At 64.4% G+C, this 21532-nt stretch carries 17 protein-coding genes; 6 read left to right on the forward strand and 11 right to left on the reverse strand.

Annotated elements, in window-relative coordinates:
• The first annotated feature begins 222 nt into the window (after positions 1-222).
• Complete coding sequence (locus L6D77_RS03130) at positions 223-1467, forward strand: putative porin (protein ID WP_232880948.1); 1245 nt, start codon at positions 223-225, stop codon at positions 1465-1467.
• A 185-nt stretch (positions 1468-1652) separates the two neighbouring features.
• Here L6D77_RS03130 and L6D77_RS03135 read toward each other — a convergent pair whose 3' ends face one another.
• Complete coding sequence (locus L6D77_RS03135) at positions 1653-2774, reverse strand: beta-ketoacyl-ACP synthase III (protein ID WP_125465084.1); 1122 nt, start codon at positions 2772-2774, stop codon at positions 1653-1655.
• Between the two features lie 207 nt (positions 2775-2981).
• Entirely contained in the window at positions 2982-6887 is a 3906-nt protein-coding gene (gene hrpA, locus L6D77_RS03140) for an ATP-dependent RNA helicase HrpA (RefSeq protein ID WP_232880946.1), read from the reverse strand.
• A 502-nt stretch (positions 6888-7389) separates the two neighbouring features.
• Here hrpA and L6D77_RS03145 point away from each other — a divergent pair.
• Together L6D77_RS03145 and L6D77_RS03150 are read left to right on the forward strand one after the other, a co-directional pair.
• On the forward strand, positions 7390-8754 hold the full coding sequence (locus tag L6D77_RS03145; RefSeq protein WP_232880932.1) for a glutamine synthetase family protein: 1365 nt from the start codon (positions 7390-7392) through the stop codon (positions 8752-8754).
• 26 nt (positions 8755-8780) lie between these two features.
• On the forward strand, positions 8781-10088 hold the full coding sequence (locus tag L6D77_RS03150) for an NAD(P)/FAD-dependent oxidoreductase (RefSeq protein WP_232880930.1): 1308 nt from the start codon (positions 8781-8783) through the stop codon (positions 10086-10088).
• Positions 10089-10183: 95 nt separating this feature from the next.
• Here L6D77_RS03150 and fadD1 read toward each other — a convergent pair whose 3' ends face one another.
• Both fadD1 and fadD2 read right to left on the reverse strand, forming a co-directional pair.
• Entirely contained in the window at positions 10184-11881 is a 1698-nt protein-coding gene (gene fadD1 / locus L6D77_RS03155; protein WP_232880928.1) for a long-chain-fatty-acid--CoA ligase FadD1, read from the reverse strand.
• A gap of 423 nt (positions 11882-12304) precedes the next feature.
• A complete protein-coding gene (gene fadD2 / locus L6D77_RS03160; RefSeq protein ID WP_232880914.1) occupies positions 12305-13993 on the reverse strand; it encodes a long-chain-fatty-acid--CoA ligase FadD2 in 1689 nt (562 codons plus the stop codon).
• A 202-nt stretch (positions 13994-14195) separates the two neighbouring features.
• Here fadD2 and L6D77_RS03165 point away from each other — a divergent pair, with 202 nt between their 5' ends.
• The gene (locus L6D77_RS03165; protein ID WP_232880902.1) at positions 14196-15140 is read left to right on the forward strand and encodes an alpha/beta hydrolase; all 945 of its coding nucleotides are present in this window, start codon (positions 14196-14198) and stop codon (positions 15138-15140) included.
• A gap of 34 nt (positions 15141-15174) precedes the next feature.
• A complete protein-coding gene (locus L6D77_RS03170; protein ID WP_232880900.1) occupies positions 15175-15645 on the forward strand; it encodes a MaoC family dehydratase in 471 nt (156 codons plus the stop codon).
• Between the two features lie 68 nt (positions 15646-15713).
• Here the strand turns inward: L6D77_RS03170 and L6D77_RS03175 are convergent, their stop codons facing one another.
• The 5 genes from L6D77_RS03175 to L6D77_RS03195 form a co-directional block, all read right to left on the reverse strand.
• Positions 15714-16985, reverse strand: coding sequence for an RNA polymerase sigma factor (locus L6D77_RS03175; RefSeq protein ID WP_232880898.1), 1272 nt, complete (start codon positions 16983-16985; stop codon positions 15714-15716).
• Positions 16985-17470 (reverse strand): SRPBCC family protein, encoded by a 486-nt coding sequence (locus tag L6D77_RS03180; RefSeq protein WP_232880896.1) that lies wholly within the window; start codon positions 17468-17470, stop codon positions 16985-16987. Before L6D77_RS03180 ends, L6D77_RS03175 begins: the two co-directional genes overlap by 1 nt.
• Positions 17471-17485: 15 nt before the next feature.
• Positions 17486-17830, reverse strand: coding sequence for a YciI family protein (locus L6D77_RS03185; protein ID WP_232880894.1), 345 nt, complete (start codon positions 17828-17830; stop codon positions 17486-17488).
• Positions 17831-17872: 42 nt separating this feature from the next.
• Positions 17873-18298 (reverse strand): YybH family protein, encoded by a 426-nt coding sequence (locus L6D77_RS03190; protein WP_232880892.1) that lies wholly within the window; start codon positions 18296-18298, stop codon positions 17873-17875.
• Positions 18299-18403: 105 nt separating this feature from the next.
• A complete protein-coding gene (locus tag L6D77_RS03195) occupies positions 18404-18883 on the reverse strand; it encodes a GyrI-like domain-containing protein (protein WP_232880891.1) in 480 nt (159 codons plus the stop codon).
• 93 nt (positions 18884-18976) lie between these two features.
• On the opposite strand from L6D77_RS03195, the gene L6D77_RS03200 reads away from it, so the two are divergent.
• Positions 18977-19786 (forward strand): helix-turn-helix transcriptional regulator, encoded by an 810-nt coding sequence (locus L6D77_RS03200; protein WP_232880889.1) that lies wholly within the window; start codon positions 18977-18979, stop codon positions 19784-19786.
• On the opposite strand, the gene L6D77_RS03205 is transcribed toward L6D77_RS03200, so the two are convergent.
• Positions 19750-20394 (reverse strand): LysE family translocator, encoded by a 645-nt coding sequence (locus L6D77_RS03205; protein ID WP_232880887.1) that lies wholly within the window; start codon positions 20392-20394, stop codon positions 19750-19752. The genes L6D77_RS03200 and L6D77_RS03205 overlap by 37 nt on opposite strands.
• A 78-nt stretch (positions 20395-20472) precedes the next feature.
• The gene (locus L6D77_RS03210; protein WP_232880884.1) at positions 20473-21456 is read right to left on the reverse strand and encodes a threonine dehydratase; all 984 of its coding nucleotides are present in this window, start codon (positions 21454-21456) and stop codon (positions 20473-20475) included.
• Positions 21457-21532: the final 76 nt, after the last annotated feature.

Here is a 21532-nt window from a genome sequence, read left to right on the forward strand (position 1 = left end):
TGAGGCAGGCAGTATTGCCAAACCCGCCGCGACACTCAATTGAACTGCTGTTCACTTAACAACAGTGCCACTAATTAGACATTATTCTGTCATTCCTCCCCGCAATACTTGCGCCTGTTTTCCGGAACCCCAGAACCTGTCTAGTCAGGCCTTTTCCGAAGACATGCCAACTCGGGGGCGGGCGCTTTAAGCCTCCCCACTTTATTCAACAGGGAGAACCTTATGCGTCTTGTTTCTACACTTACTGGAGTGAGCCTCACCGGCATGATGCTGGCTCTGAGTACTCCAGCCAGTGCTGCTGTCGACGCCAAGCTGCTCGAAATGCTCCGCGCCAACGGTTCGATCAACCAGGCGCAGTACAACGAACTGCAGGGCGACCTGGCAAAAGAAACCAAGGAAAAGGCCGACCAGAAAGCTCAGTCCGAACGTATGAGCTCCTTTGAACAAAAAGTGGCATGGGCCGCCAAGACCCAGATCAAGGGTGATGTGCGCCTGCGTTACGAAGACGTCAACGTCGACAACCCGATCTCGCGCAGCCCTAACCAGGACCGTGAGCGCGTGCGTGCCCGTGTCGGCTTCTACAGCGAGATCAACCCGCAGGTCGACGCCGGCGTGCGTGTGGCCACCGGCAGCAGCGCCGATGCCCGCTCGACCAACCAGAGCCTGGACAACTACTTCGAGAAGAAATCGCTGTGGGTCGACCTGGCCTACCTCGACTGGCACCCGACTGCGGTGCCGAACCTGCACCTGATCGGCGGCAAGATGCTGCAGCCGTGGGTGAGCATGGGCGACATCATCTGGGACAGCGACATCAACCCGGAAGGCCTGGCCGTTACCTACAAGACCAACCTGGGCCCTGCCGAAGTGTTCGGCAGCCTCGGTCACTACAACCTGAAGGACAACGTCGACGGCGACGGCGTGCAGTTCAAGCACGACGCACAGCTGTACCACGGCCAGTTGGGTACCAAGTTCAATGCCGCCGACACCCTCAAGGTTACCGTGGGTGGTAGCGTCTACGGCTACGACAACGACAAGGAATCGGCGCCACTGCGCTCGCTGGGCAACACCACCAACGAGTTCAACCTGGTGGAAGGCTTCGGCCAGCTGGACTTCACCGGCTTCGCCATCCCACTGTCGGCCTACGGCCAGTTCGTCAAGAACACCGAGAGCACCGATGGCAAGGACAAGGCCTGGCTGGCCGGCCTGAAGACCAAAGTGGGTGCCTGGAGCATGGACTACAACTACCGCGACGTGCAGCGTAACGCCGTGGTCAGCCTGTTCACCGACTCCGACTTCGGCAACGGCTTCACGGGTTCGCGTGGCCACAAGTTCAAGGTCGGCTACGAGATCGACAAGAACTTCGCCCTGGGCGCGGCCTACATGATGGCCAAGACCGACTACTCCAACCTGCCCAACAGCGATGCTGACGTAGACACGCTGCAGGTGGACCTGGAAGCCAAGTTCTAAGCGACACGCGCCTTTCGTTTCACCCTGAGGCGGGAAATGCTGACCCCATCCAGCATTTCCTGCATTTTTTTGCCTGTCAGAAATGCGTCGGCCCTATCGCCGGCAAGCCGGCTCCCACAGGGTAAGTCTCACCCCTGTGGGAGCCGGCTTGCCGGCGATAGGGCCGATACAGGCGAACCCGAAGATCAGCGCTTGCGCAGAATCACGCTACCAATCGAGTACCCCGCACCAAACGAACTCAACACCCCCAGCGAACCCGGGGCCAGGTCATCCTGGTACAGGTGGAAGGCAATCACCGAGCCTGCCGAACTGGTGTTGGCATAGCGGTCCAGAATCACCGGTGCCTCTTCCTCGGCCACCTCGCGCCCCAGCAGCTTCTTGACGATCAGGTGGTTCATGCTCAGGTTGGCCTGGTGCAGCCAGAAGCGCTTGACGTCGTTGGGCTGCAGATCGTTCTCTTCGAGGTGCTGGCCAACGATCTCGGCCACCTTCGGGCACACCTCACGGAACACCTTGCGGCCTTCCTGGATGAACAGTTTGTCCGCTGCGCCCTCGCCCTCCTCCGCCGCACGGTTGAGGAAACCGAAGTTGTTGCGGATGTTGTTGGAGAACTCGGTCCACAGCTTGCTGCTGACGATGTCGAACTGGTGCTTCGAGGTGGCCTGGTCGGCACGCTCGATCAGCACGGCCGTGGCGGCGTCGCCGAAAATGAAGTGGCTGTCGCGGTCGCGGAAGTTCAGGTGGCCAGTGCAGACTTCTGGGTTGACCATCAGCACCGCACGCGCCTGGCCCAGCTGCACGCTGTTGGCGGCGGTCTGGATGCCGAAGGTGGCCGAGGAACAGGCCACGTTCATGTCGAAGGCGAAGCCCTGGATACCCAGTGCCTGCTGCACTTCGATGGCGATGGCCGGGTACGGGCGCTGCAGGTTGGAACAGGCGACGATCACCCCGTCGACATCGGCGGCGGTGCGGCCGGCGCGCTCCAGCGCCTGGCGGGCGGCGGCCACGGCCATTTCGCACAGCACCGAAGGCTCGTCGTTGCTGCGTTCGGCCAGGCGCGGCTTCATGCGCTGTGGGTCGAGGATGCCGGCCTTGTCCATCACGAAGCGGCTCTTGATGCCCGAGGCCTTCTCGATGAAGGCCGCGTCGGACAAAGGCGCCGCCTCGATTTCGCCGCGCTCGATGGCCGCGGCGTTGTCCTGGTTGAACTGCTGCGACCAGGTGTTGAAGGATTCCACCAGTTCTTCGTTGGAAATGCTCTGGGCCGGGGTATACAGGCCGGTGCCGCTGATCACGACGTTGTGCACGGTCGTTCCTCTGGTCAAAGGCCATCGCCATGCGGCGCAGGCCGGGAAAAGGGCAACATAATGGCACCTTGGTGCCAATTTACAGGCGAGGGCTGCGCCCTCGATCACTGGCAAGCCAGCTCCCACAGTTCATGTGGGAGCGGGTTTACCCGCGAACGGCCGCACAGCGGCCGCAAATTCCGTCAAGTTTGCCACAACTTGCAATGGTTAGGCTTCCACCTGACTCCACTGCTTGCTCAGTCGTTTGTCGGAAACCGGCACCTTGGTCCCCAACTGCTGGGCGAACAACGACACCCGGTACTCCTCCAGGAGCCAGCGGTACATCACCAACTGCTCGTCACGCTTGCCCTCCTGGGCATGCTTGTCGGCACGGGCCTTGTACTGCGCCCAGCAATTGGCCAGTTCACCGCTCCACACGCGGTCCTTCTGCACCTGCGACCCCAGTTTCTCCAGGCGCAGCTCCACCGCCTTGAGATAACGCGGCAACTCCTTGAACCAAACCCCGGGCGTCTCACGCACGAACCCCGGATAGACCAGGTTGGCCAGTTGCTGCTTGATGTCGTTCAGCGCCACCGCCTGGCTCAGGTCGATCTTGCCCTTGAAGCGCTTCTGCAGGCCATGCCACAACTTCAGCACCTCAAGGGTCAGGCGCGCCAGACGCTCGGCATGCTCGGCCCAGCTGCCGCGCTTGCGCTCGGCCAGCGAGGCCAGGCCGGCACCGTCGCGGGGCAGTGGCGCTTCACCTTCGAGGATGCAACTGTCTAGGCTGGCCAGCAGGATGTCCTCCACCAACGCCTCGACCCGCCCCAGCTCACGGTACAGCAAGCCCAGCTCGGTCAGCCCCGGCAGCTTGCCGCGCAGGAACTTGGCCGGCTCGGCCAGCTGCTGCAGCAACAGGCGCTGCAACGCGCGGCGGTGCTGGAACTCGGCTTCGGCCTGGGTGGAGAAACGCCCCTCGCGCACAGTGCCGTTGTCCTCGACCAACGCCGGGTAGACGGTCATCGACAGCCCGGCAATCTTCTGCTGAGCGGTCTGCGCCACCTGGGTGAAGGCCTTGGCCTGCACCGGCTGCTCGGCCTTCTCGTTGCGCGGCAAGGCCAACGCGGCCTGGCTGGCGGCGGCGAAGCGCGCGGTCAGCTCGGCCAGGTCACGGCCCTCACCGAGGAACTTGCCCTGCGCGTCGACCACTTCGATGTTCATGCGCAGGTGGCCTTCCACTGACTCGGCAGCTTCAGCCCAAGCCTCGTCGGACACCCGTGCTCCCGTCATGCGCAGCAACTCCTGCCCCAGCGCCTGGGGCAGGCCGCCCTGGCCGAAGGTCATGCGCGACAGCGCCGCCTTGACGAAGTCCGGCACCGGCACGAAGTTCTTGCGCAGGGCCTTGGGCAGGTTGCGCACCAGGGCAATGCACTTGGCCTCCAGCAGCCCCGGCACCAACCATTCCAGGCGCTCGCCCGACAAGTTCGGCAAGAGCGGCGCCGGCACCCGCACGGTCACGCCGTCACGCGGGTGATTGGGCTCGAAGTGATAGCTCAGCGACAGGCGCAGCTCGCCCACTTGCAGGTGGTCCGGGTATTGCGCGGCGGTCACCTCGCTGGCCTCGCGGGCCAGCACATCTTCCTCGCGCATGATCAGCAGGTTGGCATCCTTCTGGCTGGTCATCCGATACCAGGCATCGAAGGTCGCAGTCTGGTGAATCTCTTGCGGCAGGCGCGCCTCGTAGAAGGCGTACAGCGTCTCTTCATCGGCAAGAATGTCGCGCCGACGGGCCTTGGCTTCCAGCTCGTCGAGCTGCTCGAGCAAGCGTTTGTTGGCCGCCAGGCACTTGGCCCGCGACTGGATTTCGCCGCCGACCAGGCCTTCGCGGATGAACAGCTCCCGTGAGGTGGCCGGGTCGATCGGGCCGAAGTGCACCGGCCGGCGGCCGACCACGATCAGCCCGTACAGGGTGATCTGCTCGTAAGCCACCACCTGGCCGCGCTTCTTCTCCCAATGGGGCTCGAAGTGATTCTTCTTGACCAGGTGGGTGGCCAGCGGCTCGATCCAGTCCGGCTCGATCTTGGCCACCATGCGCGCGTACAGCTTGGTGGTTTCCACCAGTTCCGCGGCCATCACCCACTGCGGGCGCTTGCGGCCAATGCCGGACGAGGGGTGAATCCAGAAGCGACGCTGACGCGCGCCCTGGTAGTCGCCCTCTTCGGCCTTGTGGCCGATCTGGCTGAGCAGGCCGCTGAGGATCGCCTTGTGCATGCGCGGGTAATCGCAGGGATCTTTGTTCACCGTAAGCTGCAGGTCGCGGCAGATCAGCGCCAACTGACGGTGAGCGTCACGCCACTCGCGCAGGCGCAGGTAGTTGAGGAAGTTCTTCCGGCACCAGTTGCGCAGCGGGTTGGCAGTCAGCGCCTGGCGCTGTTCCTCGAAACCGCGCCACAGGTTGACCAAGGCGGCGAAGTCGGAATCGACGTCCTTCCACTGGGCGTGGGCCTGGTCGGCCGCCTGCTGGCGCTCCGGCGGGCGTTCGCGTGGGTCCTGCACCGACAGCGCACTGGCAACGATCAACACCTCTTGCAGGCTGCCCAGGCGGGCGCCTTCAAGGAGCATGCGGCCCAGCCGTGGGTCGATCGGCAGGCGCGCCAGCTGGCGGCCCAGCGGCGTGAGCTGGTTTTCGCGGTTGACCGCCGACAGCTCCTGCAACAGGTTGAAGCCGTCGCTGATGGCCTTGCCATCCGGCGGTTCGATGAACGGGAAAGCGTCGATGGCCCCCAGGCGCAGGTGCAGCATCTGCAGGATCACCGCCGCCAGGTTGGTACGCAGGATTTCCGGATCGGTGAACGCCGGCCGACCGTTGAAGTCCTCTTCGCTGTACAGGCGGATGCAGATGCCCGGTTCGACCCGGCCGCAACGCCCCTTGCGCTGGTTGGCGCTGGCCTGGGACACCGCCTCGATCGGCAGGCGCTGGACCTTGGCGCGGTAGCTGTAGCGGCTGATGCGTGCGGTGCCGCTGTCGATCACGTAGCGGATGCCCGGCACGGTCAGCGAGGTTTCGGCGACGTTGGTCGCCAGCACCACGCGGCGGCCGCTGTGGGACTGGAAGATCCGCTGTTGCTCGGCCGGCGACAGGCGCGCATACAGCGGCAGGATCTCGGTATGGCGCAGTTGCGCCTTGCGCAGGATCTCGGCGGCGTCGCGGATCTCGCGCTCGCCGGGCAGGAACACCAGCACATCGCCCGGGCCCTTGCCCTGGCTACGTTCGTGCTGGGCAATTTCGTCGAGGGTGGCGAGGATCGCCTGGTCGACCGAGAGGTCGTCCTCGATCTGGTTGCCCTCCTCGTCCTGCTCGCTGGTCAACGGGCGGTACCAGGTGTCCACCGGGTAGGTGCGCCCGGACACCTCGATGATCGGCGCGCCGTCGAAGTGCTTGGAGAAGCGCTCCAGGTCGATGGTCGCCGAGGTGATGATGAGCTTGAGCTCCGGGCGACGGTGCAGCAGGGTCTTGAGGTAGCCGAGCAGGAAATCGATGTTCAGGCTGCGCTCGTGAGCCTCGTCGACGATGATCGTGTCGTAGCGTTCGAGGAAGCGGTCGTGCTGGGTTTCGGCCAGCAGGATGCCGTCGGTCATCAGCTTGACCAGGGTGTTCGAGTCACTCTGGTCCTCGAAACGCACCTGGTAACCGACCAGCGCGCCCAGCGGCGTGCCGAGTTCTTCGGCAACCCGCGCCGCCACGCTGCGCGCGGCGATCCGCCGGGGCTGGGTGTGGGCGATCAGGCCATGGCTGCCGCGCCCCAGCTCCAGGCAGATCTTCGGCAACTGGGTGGTCTTGCCCGAACCGGTCTCGCCGGCAATCACCAGCACCTGGTGTTCGGCCAGGGCTTTCTTGATCTCGTCACGCTTGGCGGCAATCGGCAGGCTGTCGTCGTAACGGATGCTCGGCACGCTCTGCTGGCGCGCGGTGACCTGGGCGAAAGAGGCCTGGACCTTCTCCACCCACTGCGCAAGCCTGGCCTCGTCGGGGCGCTTGCGCAGCTCATGCAGCTGCCGCCGCAGGCGATGGCGGTCGGCGATCATGGCGTGGTCGAGGTTGTTCAGCAGTTGGTCGATGGCGTGGTCTGTCATGGGGCTTTTTAATGATGCAGCGGGCGCTGCTTATTCATGATCGGCATTCGAAGGGGCGGGATTGTCGCAGATTTGCCGGGTTTTTGCTGTCTGCGCAGGCCCTTTCGCGGGTAAACCCGCCCCCACAGGGCCCTGTGGGAGCGGGTTCACCCGCGAAGAAGCCAGCACCAATGTTTAGCCAAGCACGGAATGAACGTCGCCATTCACTGCTTTAATCAACCTTACGCGCCATGTGAGTATCCAGAGCATGCTCCCCGACCCGCTTATCGCCCGCCCGCTGCCAAACCCTTCGCTGCCGAAGGCCAGGGCCCGTGCCGGCGAGAATCCGCTGGTGCATATCATCCTCGCCTTCTGGGCCCTGTGGCATTGCCGCCACGCGCGCCCACCGGACACCTCGCTCGTTACCCACTGACCCGTTGCGGCATGACTGCCGACCTTTTCAGTACAGCCGACCGTATCCGCACGGCGGCCCTGTGCGCCCATGGGCGCGAGCGAATCCACCATGCACTTTGCACCCGCAGAGCAAGCCAGGCGTTTCCTGGCCGACAACCCCGATATCGACCTGATCGAACTGTTCATCCTCGACGCCAACGGCGTGCCACGCGGCAAGTTGCTGCACCGCGATGAACTGCTGGCGGTGTTTGAAACCGGTCGCCCGCTGCCCAGCACCATCCTCGGCCTCACCCTCAACGGCGACGACGTGGAAAACTCCGGGCTGGTCTGGGACGTCGGCGACATCGACTGCCGCGCCTACCCCCTGGACGGCAGCCTGGTACGCCTGCCCTGGCGCCGGGTACCGACCGCGGCGGTGCAGGTCAGCATGCACCCCAGCGAAGGCATGCCCGCCAGCATCGCCGACCCGCGTCACGTACTGCTGCGCACCATCGATGCGCTCAAGGCCGACGGCTACCACCCGGTGATGGCCTGCGAGCTGGAGTTCTACCTGCTCGACCAGCAGCGCGACGCCCAGGGTCGTCCGCAACCGGCGCTGGACAACGACGGCGGGCGACCGCGCACGACGCAGGTGTATGGCCTGCGCGAACTGGAGCAGATCGAACCCTTCCTCGCCGACCTGTATGCCGCCTGCAAGGCCCAGGGCATCCCGGCACGCACGGCGATCTCCGAATATGCCCCGGGGCAGGTCGAAATCACCCTGGAGCATGGCGATGCGCTGGAGGCGATGGACCAGGCCGTGCGCTATAAACGCCTGGTCAAAGGCGTGGCCCACGCCCACGGCATGCAGGCCTGCTTCATGGCCAAGCCCTTCGCCCAACTGGCCGGCACCGGCATGCACATGCACCTGAGCCTGGCCGATGCCGATGGCAACAACCTGTTCGCCAGCGAGGACAAGGCCGGCACACCGCTGCTGCGCCAGGCGGTCGCCGGCATGCTGCGCCACCTGCGCGAATCGCTGCTGCTGTTCTGCCCCAACGCCAACTCGTACCGCCGTTTCCAGGCCAACAGCTATGCGCCGCTGGCACCGACCTGGGGCGTCGACAACCGCACCGTCAGCCTGCGTGTGCCGGGCGGCCCGGCCAACAGCCGGCATGTGGAGCACCGCATCTGCGGCGCCGACGCCAACCCCTACCTGGCCGCCGCAGCGATTCTTGCCGCCACCCACCAGGGCATTCGCGAGCAGCTCGACCCGGGCGCACCGGTCGAAGGCAACGGCTATGCCCAGGCCACCGAACACCTGCCCACCGACTGGCTCACCACCCTGGATGCCGTGGAGCGTTCGACCTGGGCCCGGGAAGCACTCGGCGATGCCTTCCTCGGTGTCTACCTGAAGGTCAAGCGCGCCGAATACCGCCAGTTCATGGCCGAGGTGGGCGAGCAGGACTGGCGCTGGTACCTGCACCAGGCCTGACCGACGAATTACAACAAGGAACACTCATGAACGCAGCAGTGAACAAGGGCCCGGCCCAGCGCGCGCCGTCCTACTACAGCGCCACCCTCAACGACCATACCGAATACCCCACCCTCAAGGGCACGGTGCAGGTCGACGTGGCGATCATCGGCGGCGGCTTCACTGGCGTGGCCACCGCCGTGGAACTGGCCGAGCGTGGCCTGAAGGTGGCCATCGTCGAGACCAATCGCATCGGCTGGGGCGCCAGCGGGCGTAACGGCGGGCAAGTCACCGGCAGCCTGTCGGGCGACGAGGCCATGCGCACGCAGATGCGTGACCGGCTGGGTGCCGACGTGGACGACTTCATCTGGCACCTGCGCTGGCGCGGGCACCAGATCATCGAGCAGCGGGTTGAGCGCTATGGCATCGCCTGCGACCTCAAGCGTGGCCACCTGCATGCAGCGATGAAACCCTCGCACCTGAACGAACTGCGCGCCTTCGAGGCCGAGGCCCAGCGCCGCGGCATGGGCGACCAGGTGCAATTGCTCGACCGCGCCGCCATGGCGGAGCACCTGCAAAGCCCGCTGTATATCGGCGCGCTGAAGAACCGCCGCAACCTGCACCTGCACCCGCTCAATCTGTGCCTGGGCGAGGCCCGCGCGGCCCACGGCCTGGGCGCACTGATCTTCGAAAACTCCGAGGTGCTGGACATCGTCCACGGCCCGCGCCCGGCGGTGGTCACCGCCCAGGGCCGGATCGAGGCGCGCCAGGTGATGCTGGCGGGTGACGTGTACCACAAGCTGGAAAAGCGCCAGCTCAAGGGCAAGATTTTCCCGGCCATGGGCGGCATCGTCACCACCGCGCCACTGGGTGAGCTGGCCGCGCAGATCAACCCCCAGGACCTGGCGGTGTACGACTGCCGCTTCGTCCTCGACTACTACCGCCTGACCGCCGACAAGCGCCTGCTGTTCGGCGGTGGCGCCAACTATTCCGGGCGTGATTCGCGGGATATCGAGGCCGAGCTGCGCCCGTGCATCGAACGCACCTTCCCGGCGCTCAAGGGCGTGCCGATCGAGTTCCAATGGAGTTGCGCCATGGGCATCGTGGTCAACCGCATCCCGCAGCTGGGCAAGCTGTCGGACAACGTGTGGTACTGCCAGGGGTATTCCGGGCATGGCATCGCCACCAGCCACATCATGGGCGAGATCATGGCTGAGGCATTGACCGGGACGCTGGAGAAATTCGACACCTTTGCGGCGTGCAAGCACATCAAGGTGCCGATGGGGGACTTGCTGGGGAATCCGCTGCTGGCGGCGGGGATGTGGTACTACCAGATGCTTGAAAAGCTGCGCTGATTTTCACTGGCCCCTTCGCGGGTAAACCCGCTCCCACAGGTACGGTGCAGTACCTGTGGGAGCGGGTTTACCCGCGAAGGGGCAGGTGAAGGCAATCAGGCAATCTTCTTCAGGCCCTGCTTCTTCAGCTCTTCATCACGCAGCTCGCGGCGCAGGATCTTGCCGACGTTGGTGGTCGGCAGCGCATCGCGGAACTCGATGTAGCGCGGCACCTTGTAGCCGGTGACGTTGGCACGCATGTGCTCCATCACCTGCTCCTTGGTCAGGGTCATGCCCGGCTTGACCACGATGAACACCTTGATCACCTCGCCGGATTTTTCGTCAGGCACGCCGATGGCCGCGCACTGCAGCACGCCCGGCAAGGCGACGAGCACGTCTTCAAGCTCGTTGGGGTACACGTTGAAGCCCGAGACCAGGATCATGTCCTTCTTGCGGTCGACGATGCGCATGTAGCCGTCCGGCTGGATCACGGCAATGTCGCCGGTCTTCAGCCAGCCGTTGCTGTCGAGGATCTCGGCGGTGGCCTCTTCGCGCTGCCAATAGCCCTTCATCACCTGCGGGCCCTTGATGCACAGCTCGCCCACTTCGCCCAACGGCAGTTCCTGGCCGTTGTCGTCGATGACCTTGCACAGGGTCGAAGGCACCGGGATACCGATAGTGCCGACCTGGTTTGCTTCGGACGGGTTGACCGATGCTACCGGGCTGGTCTCGGTCATGCCGTAGCCTTCACAGATGGCGCAGCCAGTCACCGTGCGCCAGCGCTCTGCAACGCTCTGTTGCAGGGCCATGCCACCGGACAGGGTGATCTTCAGCCCCGAGAAGTCCAGGTTGCGGAAGGTTTCGTTGTTGCACAGGGCGACGAACAGGGTGTTCAGGCCGACGAAGCCGCTGAACTTCCACTTGCCCAGCTCTTTGACCATGGCCGGCAGGTCGCGCGGGTTGCTGATGAGGATGTTGTGGTTACCGATCAGCATCATGGCCATGCAATGGAAGGTGAAGGCGTAGATGTGGTACAGCGGCAGCGGGGTGATGAGGATCTCGCAGCCTTCATGCAGGTTCGAGCCCATCAGCGCGCGGCACTGCAGCATGTTGGCCACCAGGTTGCGGTGGGTGAGCATCGCGCCCTTGGCCACGCCGGTGGTGCCGCCGGTGTACTGCAGCACTGCCACATCGTTGGCCTGCGGGTTGGCCTCGGTCACAGCACCGCCTTTGCCCAGGGCCAGCGCATCGTTGAAGCGCACGGCGTTCGGCAGGTTGTAGGCCGGCACCATTTTCTTCACGTACTTGATGACGCTGTTGACCAGCAGGCGCTTGAGCGGTGGCAACAGGTCGGCCACTTCGGTGACAATGACGTGCTTGACCTGGGTCTTGGGCACGACTTTTTCGGCCAGGTGCGCCATGTTGGCCAGGCACACCAGCGCCTTGGCGCCGGAATCGTTGAACTGGTGTTCCAGCTCCCGCGCGGTGTACAGCGGGTTGGTGTTGACCACGATCAGCCCGGCACGCATGGCGCCAAACACGGCGACAGGGTATTGCAGGACGTTGGGCAGCTGGACGGCGATACGGTCGCCCGGTTTCAGGTCGGTATGCTGCTGCAGCCAGGCGGCAAAGGCACCGGACAGCGCATACAGCTCGCCGTAGGTGAGGGTCTTGCCCAGGTTGCTAAAGGCTGGTTTGTCGGCAAAGCGTTGGCAGGATTGCTTGAGAACCGCCTGGATATTGGGGAATTCGTCAGGATTGATGTCCGCCGTGACCCCGGCTGGGTACTTATCCTTCCAAAAATGTTCGATCATGGAAGCCCGCTCCTTCAGCAACAGCGAATTCGGTACGCGTCGATGCGCTTATTATTGATATGCGAAGCCGGTTCATTGCAAACCGGATCCTCGGAAAGCGCGCCGAGAGTAACAGCTTTGCCAGGGGTCGCCTAGAGGCCGAAACAGGCCTCATGGTCACAAAAATGACTCAAAGAAATATACAGGTCATTTTTAGAGTATTTAGCCAAAATGTCGCAAATTCGGCTGAATGCACCGGGCTAGAGCGTTACATCCACCCTGTAGGAGCGGCCATGTGTCGCGAATGGGCCGCACAGCGGCCCCGGCGATTGAGGGGTGTACTTCCAGATCCTGGGGGCGCTGCGCTCCCCTTTCGCGACACAAGGCCGCTCCTACAGGAATAGCGCTGCTTTTAAGAGCTGCTCCCACAGGACCTTCAAAGCCTCAGGCGATGTCGCGCAACTCCCGGCGCAGGATCTTGCCCACTGGCGTCATCGGCAATGAATCGCGCAGCACGATGTGCTTGGGCACCTTGTAACCGGTGAAGTTGGCCTTGCAGTAAGCCTTGAGCTCATCGACGCTCACCCCCCCGGCACGCGGCACCACGAACAGCTTGACCGCTTCGCCAGAGCGCTCGTCCGGCACGCCGATGACCGCACAGCTGGCCACCTGCGGGTGATTCATCACCACGTCCTCGATTTCGTTGGGGTACACGTTGAAACCCGAGACGATGATCATGTCCTTCTTGCGGTCGACGATACGGGTGAAACCGTCCGGGTCGATGATGGCGATGTCGCCGGTCTTGAACCAGCCTTCGGCATCCAGCGCCTGGGCCGTGGCTTCCGGTTGCTGCCAGTAGCCCTTCATCACCTGCGGCCCCTTGATGCACAACTCGCCGCGCTCGCCCAACGGCTGCTCGTTGCCCTCGTCGTCGATCACCTTGAACGCCGTGCCAACCACCGGGATGCCCACGGTACCCAGGCGCGCCTGCTGGCCATAAGGGTTGGTGCTGGCCACCGGGGACGTCTCGGTGAGGCCGTAGCCTTCGACGATGCGACAGCCGGTCAAGGTTTCCCAACGTTCGGCGGTGGCCTTGACCAGCGCCGTACCACCGGAGTTGGTGACCTTGAGTGCGGAAAAATCCAGCGATTTGAAGCCGGGGTGGTCCATCAAGGCGACGAACAGTGTGTTCAACCCCAGCAGCGCCGAGAACCGCCACTTGCCCAGCTCCTTGATGAAGCCCGAGATATCGCGGGGGTTGGTGATCAGCACGTTGTGGTTGCCGGTGACCATCATGCACATGCAGTTCGCGGTGAACGCATAGATGTGATAAAGCGGCAGCGGCGCGATCATCACCTCCTGGCCTTCCTTGATCAGCGGCTGGCCATCGGGGCCGTGCTGGGCAAAGCAAGCCAGTACCTGCAGCATGTTGGCCACCAGGTTGCCGTGGCTGAGCATCGCGCCCTTGGCCAGGCCAGTGGTACCGCCGGTGTACTGCAGCACGGCGATATCGTCGTGCACTTGCGGCACCGGCTTGTAGGTCAGCCCACGCCCCTGGCGCAGCACCTGCTTGAACGACACCGCCTGGGGCAGTTGATAGGCAGGCACCATCTTCTTCACTTTGTCGACCACGGTATTGATCAACCAACCCTTGGCAGCGGGCAGCAGGTCGCCCATCTTCGCCTCGATCAGGTACTCGATGCCGGTGTCGGGCAACACTTCCTGCACGCGGCTGCCGAACATGTTCAGGTACACCAGCGCGCGGGCCCCGGAGTCCTTGAACTGGTGGCGCATCTCGCGTGCGGTGTACAACGGGTTGGTATTGACCACCACCAGCCCGGCACGCAGGGCACCGAACACGGCGATGGGGTACTGCAGCACGTTGGGCATCTGCACCGCGATGCGCTCGCCCGGTACCAGGTCGGTATGCTGCTGCAGCCAGGCGGCGAAGGCCGCGGAGTGGCGTTCGAGCTCTGCATAGCTGAGCGTCACGCCCAGGTTGCTGAACGCCGGGCGGTCGGCGAAGCGCTTGCAGGAGCGCTCGAAGACATCGACGACCGACGCATAGGCCGTCAAATCCAGTGTGGAAGGCACGCCCGCCGGGCGCTTGTCGTTCCAGAAATCGGCTTGCATTTATTGTTGTTCCTCTGCCGGGACCTTCCCTGACCTTGATGCCAGGTGGCAAAAAGGCGTTCTGCCGACGTTAGCAGTTCGGCCCGAGGTGGCAAATACGCCAAGTGCTGCCATTAACATTGTGAATCTTATTTATGCCCTTCCTGCAATTGTGGCCTTTGCGCATACACTGTCCTTCGAACTCTGCGCGCAAGGACCCGCCATGCCCCATGACGCCTTCTGGCTGCCCGCCAGCGAGCATTGCAGCCTGTACGTGCACCAATGGTTGCCGGCCACACCGGTCAAGGCCGTGGTGTTGCTGGCCCATGGCATGGCCGAGCATGCCGGGCGCTACCAGCGCCTTGGTCATGCTCTGAATGACGCCGGTTACGCCCTGTTCGCGCCAGACCTGCGCGGCCACGGGCGTACCGCCGAGCTGGGCCACCTCGGCCTGTTCGCCAGCCACAATGGCTGGAATGCCGTAGTCAACGACCTGGGTTTGCTGGCCCAGCACATCGGCCAGCAGTTTCCCGGCACGCCGCTGTTCCTGTTCGGCCACAGCATGGGCAGCTACATCGCCCAGGCCTACCTGCTGCACCACAGTGCCAGCCTGCAGGGCGCGATCCTCAGCGGCTCGAACTTCCAGCCGGCAGCGTTGTACCGCAGCGCGCGCCTGATTGCCCGGCTCGAAGCCTGGCGCCAGGGGCCGCTGGGCAAGAGCGCGCTGATCGACTGGCTGTCGTTCGGCGCGTTCAACAAGGCGTTCAAACCCAACCGCACCGCCTTCGACTGGCTCAGCCGCGACCCGGACGAGGTGGACAAGTACATTGCCGACCCACTGTGCGGCTTTCGCTGCAGCAACCAACTGTGGCTGGACCTGCTCCAGGGCCTGACGCAGATCAGCCAGGCGAAGCACCTCGCCCAGATCGATCCGAACCTGCCGTTGCTGGTAATTGGCGGCGAATGTGATCCGGTGAGTGCCGGCAAGCGTCTCACGGTTCTGGCCGACGCCCTGCGCGCGACCGGCAACCGCCATGTGCAGTTGCGCGTCTATCCTGGCGCACGGCACGAAGTGCTCAATGAAACCCATCGCGACGAGGTCTGTGCCGATATCATCGGCTGGCTGGAGCAGGCGCTGGCCCTTGGCCGCCCTGCCCGCAGTGAATGATAGGCACCCTCGCCCGCCCCACAAGGAAGCCCCGATGACCCAGGTCAGCAACACGCCTTACGAAGCCCTCGAAGTCGGCCAGAAAGCTGAGTACAAGAAGGCCGTGGAAGAACGCGACATCCAGCTGTTCGCCGCCATGTCCGGTGACCACAACCCGGTGCACCTGGACGCCGAGTTCGCCGCCAAGAGCATGTTCAAGGAGCGTATCGCCCACGGCATGTTCAGCGGTGCGCTGATCAGCGCTGCGGTGGCCTGCACCCTGCCTGGCCCCGGCACCATCTACCTGGGCCAGCAGATGAGCTTCCAGAAGCCGGTGAAGATCGGCGATACCCTGACCGTGCGCCTGGAAATTCTCGAAAAACTGCCCAAGTTCAAGGTGCGCATCGCCACCAATGTGTACAACCAGAACGATGAGCTGGTAGTCCAGGGTGAGGCCGAGATCCTCGCGCCGCGCAAACAGCAGACGGTCGAACTGGTGAGCCCGCCGAATTTCGTCGCCAGCTGATTTCAGTGCTGGCTTTTTCGCGGGTAACCCCCCCTCCCACAGGTTCTGCGCCACGTTGAAAGCAACGCTTAACCTGTGGGAGCGGGTTTACCCGCGAAGCGTCCTCCCAACCTGCTCAAGCGCCGTTCGATGTGCCGCCGCTCCGGCCCCTGCCGGGTCAGCGCAAGCGCCTGCTGCCAAGCCTCCCGCGCCTGCTCCTCATTACCCAGCTGCCAATGCAGCTCGCCCCGCGCGGCATGCGCCAGGTGATAATCACCCAGCTCGCCCCGCGCCAGAATCGCCTCCACCGCCTGCAAGCCCACCTGCGCGCCATCCCGACGGGCCAGCGCTGCCGCACGGTTGAGCTCGACCACCGGTGACGGCCAATGCCGTTGCAGCACCTCGTACAAACCGACAATCTCGCCCCAGTCCGTCTCTTCGGCGCTGGGCGCCTCGGCATGTACTGCGGCAATCGCCGCCTGCAAGCTGTAGGGCCCGAACGCCCGGCTGCGCAGCGCCTGCTGCACCAACTGGCAACCTTCCTCGATCTGCGCGCGATCCCACAGGCCGCGGTCCTGCTCATCGAGCACCACCAGTTCGCCATCGGCATCGCTGCGCGCCTGCTGCCGCGAAGCCTGCAACAGCATCAGCGCCAGCAGCCCGAGCACCTCGGCATCCGGCAGCAACTGCCCAACCAGCCGGCCCAGGCGAATAGCTTCGTCGGTCAACGCCTGGGTCACCACGTCTTCGCCCGTTGACGCCGAATAGCCTTCGTTGAACACCAGGTAAATCACCCGCAACACACTTTCCAGGCGCTCGGGCAGCTCGTTCAGGGCGGGCACCTGGTAGGGGATGCTGGCATCGCGGATCTTCGCCTTGGCGCGCACGATGCGCTGGGCGATGGTCGTCGGGCTCTGCAGGAAGGCCCGGGCGATCTGCTCGGTGGTGAGGTCGCACACCTCGCGCAGGGTCAACGCCACCTGGGCATCGAAGGCCAGCGACGGGTGGCAGCAGGTGAAGATCAGGCGCAGACGATCGTCGGCCAGCAGCTCTTCGTCACCCGGGTCGTGGGCCTCGGCTTCCAACAGCATGATCAGGTCGGCCTGAGAACGGTCGAAACGGGCACGTCGGCGCAGGGCATCGATGGCCTTGAAGCGCCCCGTCGAGACCAGCCAGGCCCGCGGATTGTCAGGGATGCCGTCACGCTGCCAGCGCTCGACGGCAATGAAGAAGGCATCGTGCAGGGCCTCCTCGGCCAGGTCGAAATCCCCCAGCAGGCGAATCAGGGTCGCCAGGATGCGCCGAGAGTCGCGGCGGTAGACCGCCTCTACCTCCTCGCGCACCTGCGCCGGCACGGCCATCAGTCCGGCATCCGCTGGGTCACTACCTCCACCAGGCGGTCCAGGCTTTCTCCCCAGCCCTGATGAAAGCCCATTTCTTCATGGGCGCGGCAATCGGCGGCGCTCCAGTGCCAGGCGCGCGCGGTGTAGCGGGTCTTGCCATGCTCCTCGTCGAAGGTAACCACGGCGGTCATGAAGGCTTTGTCCGACGGCACCCAGCCTGGGCGGAAGGCGTCGGTGAAGACCAGCCGGTGCGGTGGGTGGATTTCCAGGAACACGCCCTGATGCGGGTACTCGCTGCCGTCAGGCGCACGCATTAAGGTGCGGAATAGCCCGCCGGCCCACAGTTGCATCTCGCATTCCGGGGTGGTCATGCCATGCGGCCCCCACCACTGCATCAGCCATTGGGGTTCGGTCCAGGCCCGGAACACCTTGGCCGGCGGGGCGTCGATCAGGCGGCTGATCGACAGTTCGTGCTGGGCCTGTAGCGGTTGCGCCAGTGTCATTATTGTTGTTCTCCGTCAGGGTTGCAGTTCGCGTACGGGTCGCACTTCAACACTGCCGACCCGCGCCGCCGGGATGCCCTTGGCGATATTCAGCGCCTCGTTGAGGTCGCGGGCATCGACCAGGTAGAAGCCCGCCAGTTGCTCCTTGGTTTCAGCAAACGGGCCGTCGGTGAGGCTCATCTGCCCACCGCGCACGCGCACCGTGGTCGCGGTCTGCACAGGCTTGAGCGCCTCGGCGGCGAGCATGCGCCCGGAACCCTGGATGGACTCGGCGTAGGCCATGCATTCGGCGTCTTCGGGGCTGTCGGGCAGGCTGTGCAGCAGCCCTTCATCACAGTAGACCAGGCACAGGTATTTCATGATCGTCTCCAGCGTGAGGTGGCGATGGGCGGTCGACAGGGGTCAGGGTTTGAGGTCGAACAGGGCTTTTTGCGTTTCCATGTCGAACGGTGCCGACCAATGCTCATGGATGACCTGCCATTGACCCGCCTGGCGCCGATACCCCACCGTGGCCCGCATGAAGCCACACTGGCTTTCATCGTCAGAAGGCCCGCAGCGGTTGAGCCAGTGGGCCAGGCCCAGGTCGCCATCGGCGTGCACGGTCAGTTGCGCCACTTCGAACACCATGGGGCCGGTGCAAAAGCCCATGCACATTTCCCAGTGCGCGCGGTAGGCGGCCTTGCCCTTGAACTGCAGGGCCTGGATCGCATCGAAGGCGAGGATGTCGTCGGCATAGGGCGCGACGATCTTGTCGACATCGCGATCACGCACGGCCTGGACCCAGTGCTCGATCAGTTGACGGATTTCATGTTCGGCTGCGCTGTTCATCGATATTTCCTCCGGACCTTGGGGCGACGGCATTGATGTTGCGTTCACCCTTGGTCGAACGGGAATCGGGCAAATCGACAGCGCCCAGAAGAATTTCCCACCGCCTCATCGGCGCTCGAGTGGAATCCAGATTTCCATCATCGCATGAGGGTCGGCAGGGTCGAACCCGGCCGGGTAACGTTCGAACACCGCGGCATTGGCCGAACGCTCGCCAGAAGCTGGCAGCCACTGCTGGAAGATGCCGTCGAAGGTCGCCTTGAGCGCCTGCAGGCTGCCGTGGTGTTCAAACACCGCATAGTGCTGGGGCGAAAGCGTCAGGTGAGTGAAGCCGGTGGGCAACCCGGCAGTCGCACCCACCTCAACGCCGGCCAGATAGTCGAAGCCACCCTGGTCGTCGGGGTTGTAGCACACACCATAACTGTCATGGCCATGGGCGCCGGGCACCTGCCCGATATGCGGCCCGAAGCGCTGCCACAGGCGCGGCAGCCCGCTGAGGTCGGCCATGTTGAAGCGCTCGGCGAGGCCGGCGAGGGTCAGCGCCCGGCCATCTTCGTAGCGAGCGGGGGTCACCGAAAGCGTATTCATGGTCGTAGGCCTCACAAAATTGGCTGGCGGGCCATTGCAGCGGCCCATGCTGGTCCGATAGCGTAGCGCAGATCCGCCAGAGGGAAGCGCCCCATGCCGTTGACCAGCCAACCCCTGCTCGCCTGCGCACAGCTGGAGTTGTCGTGGGTGCACGCGCAGGGCAGTGCGCGTTTTGCTCGCCATACCCACGACGAATACGTGCTGGGTGCCAATTTGCGCGGTGCTGAACACATCTGGCTGGACGGTCGCGAACTGGCGGTACCCGCCCGGCGCGTAACCTTGTACAACCCATTGGCCGTACAGGCCTCGACGTTCGGCCCCGACGGCGTGGAATACATCAGCCTGCACCTGGCGACCGACACCCTGCGCCAGGTGATCGGTGACAACAACCTGCGCTCAACCGACCAGCCCCCGACATTCGAGCAGGGCATCCTCGAACACCCCGGCCTGTTTGCAGCCCTGGTCGAGCTAGCCCGGGCCGACGCTGGCGAACGCGAACAGGCCTTGCTGTTGCTGGTGGCGCAGCTGCTCGAGCAACCCACGGCCACGCCCGGCGAGCAATCGGCCGCTGTCAGCCGCAGCCTGGCCGCGATGAACGCGTCCCTCGACAGCCGCCTGGGCCTTGAGCAGTTGGCGCAGCTGGCCGGGCTGAGCAAATACCACTACGCGCGCTGCTTCAAGAAAGCCACCGGCCTTGGGCCGCTGCAGTACCACATGCAACTGCGCCTGATCGAGGCGCGGCGCCGATTGCGCGGCGGCCAACACCCGCAGGACGTGGCGTTCGACCTGGGCTTTTATGACCAGAGCCACTTCATCGGCGCCTTCCGTCGCGTGCACGGGGTGACCCCGCAGCACTATGCGAGCCACTACAAAGGTGGCGCGGCCAGGATGAACTCGCGGTAGCCGGAAAGCACCACATACACCGCGAAGTAACAGAAGATCGCCGCCGACAGCAGGTAGGACCAGGTCAGCAGCCGATCCCCAAGCAGGCGCCCGCCATGACTGGCGATGCCGCACAGCGACAGGCACCAGAGCAAGCCGGCAGCGAAGAAGCCGGCGAGGAACATCCCGGCCTCCAACAGGCTGCCGCCACCCGAGCGGGAGATCAGCACCCCGCCCACCGCGGCGAACCAGAGGATCGCACTGGGCGAGGACATGGCCAGGAAAATCCCGCGCAGGAACTCGCGCCAGCCCGACTCCACCACCACCTGCCCACGCCCCTCCAGGTGCCCGCCGCGCCAGGCCGCCAGCAGCATCTTCACGGCAAACCACACCAGCAGTACCGAACCGCCCAGCCACAAGGTCCAGCGCACCGCTTCGAACTGCAGCAGCACGGTCATCCCGGCCAGCGCCGCCAGGGCGTAGATCAGGTCACCGACGCAAGTGCCCAGGCCCAGCCAGAAGCCCTGGAGAAAGCCGCGCTGCATGGCCAGGGTGATCATGGCGATGTTGGCCACACCGATGTCCAGGCACAGGGACAGGCTGAGGAGGAAACCGTTGGAAAAAGGCATGGCGCACTCGGTGCAGTAAGGAAGTTGGCTATTGAACACTGAGCGAGGTGCGCCGGTATTGGAAAAAATTGCGCCTGCTCAATTCCCAGGGTTCATTGACAACACCTCATCACCCGCCAACACCCGCGCATAGCGCTCCCGATCCACATTCGCCCCACTCAACACCACCGCCACCCGCTTACCTTCTTGGCGTCCGCGCTCCTGCATGAGCGCAGCCAGCGCGGCGGCCCCTGCCCCTTCGGCAGTGTTGTGGGTGGTTTCGTGATACAGGCGCATGGCGGCGGCGATCTCGTCATCGCTCACACGCACGATGCGTGCGGCATGCTCGCGCACCAGCGCAAAAGCCTCAGGGTGCGGGACCCGACAGGCCATGCCGTCGGCAAAGGTATTGGCGCTGGTGGTGGTGACGATGCGGCCTTGCTCGAAGCTTTGCGCATAGGCATCCGCCGCGCTGGAGACCACACCGACAATCTCGGTGCGCAGCCCCAGCAGGTTGCGCGCCTGGATCAGCCCGCATATGCCCGAACCCATGCCAATCGGCACATACACGCAATCCAGGTCGGCGACCGCCTCGAACAGCTCCAGGGCGTAAGTGGCGACGCCCTTCACCAGTTCCGGGTGGAACGACGGCACCATGGCATAACCACGCACATCAGCCAGGCGGGCCGCCTCTTCACGCGCCACGTCGAAGTCGACGCCATGTTCCACCAGCTCGGCGCCGAGGGCGCGCATGGCGGCGTTCTTCTCCCGCGAGTTGCCTTCGGGCACCACGATCACCAGGGGCAGGCCGGCCTGGCGCGCCGCCAAGGCCATGCTCTGGCCATGGTTGCCACGGGTGGCGGTGACCAGCCCACGCGGCAACACAGGCTGCGCCAACAGCGAGCGCACATAGACCAGCCCACCGCGCACCTTGAAAGCGCCGGTGGGTGCATGGTTCTCATGCTTGACCCACAGCTGGCAGCCAAGCCGTTCGGCCAGCAGCGGCCAGGCGTGCTGAGGGGTCGGCGGAACGTGCTGATGGACGTAAGTGGCCGCTTCGCGCAGCGCGGGCAGGTCGAACATGACGATCATCCTTCATCGGTACGAGGTTGAACCGATCCTAAGCGCCGGGCATTGTATGGGTCCAAAGTTATATTGC

Origin of the sequence: Pseudomonas parasichuanensis, from assembly GCF_021601385.1 — a bacterium.
Taxonomy (GTDB): Bacteria; Pseudomonadota; Gammaproteobacteria; order Pseudomonadales; family Pseudomonadaceae; genus Aquipseudomonas; species Aquipseudomonas parasichuanensis.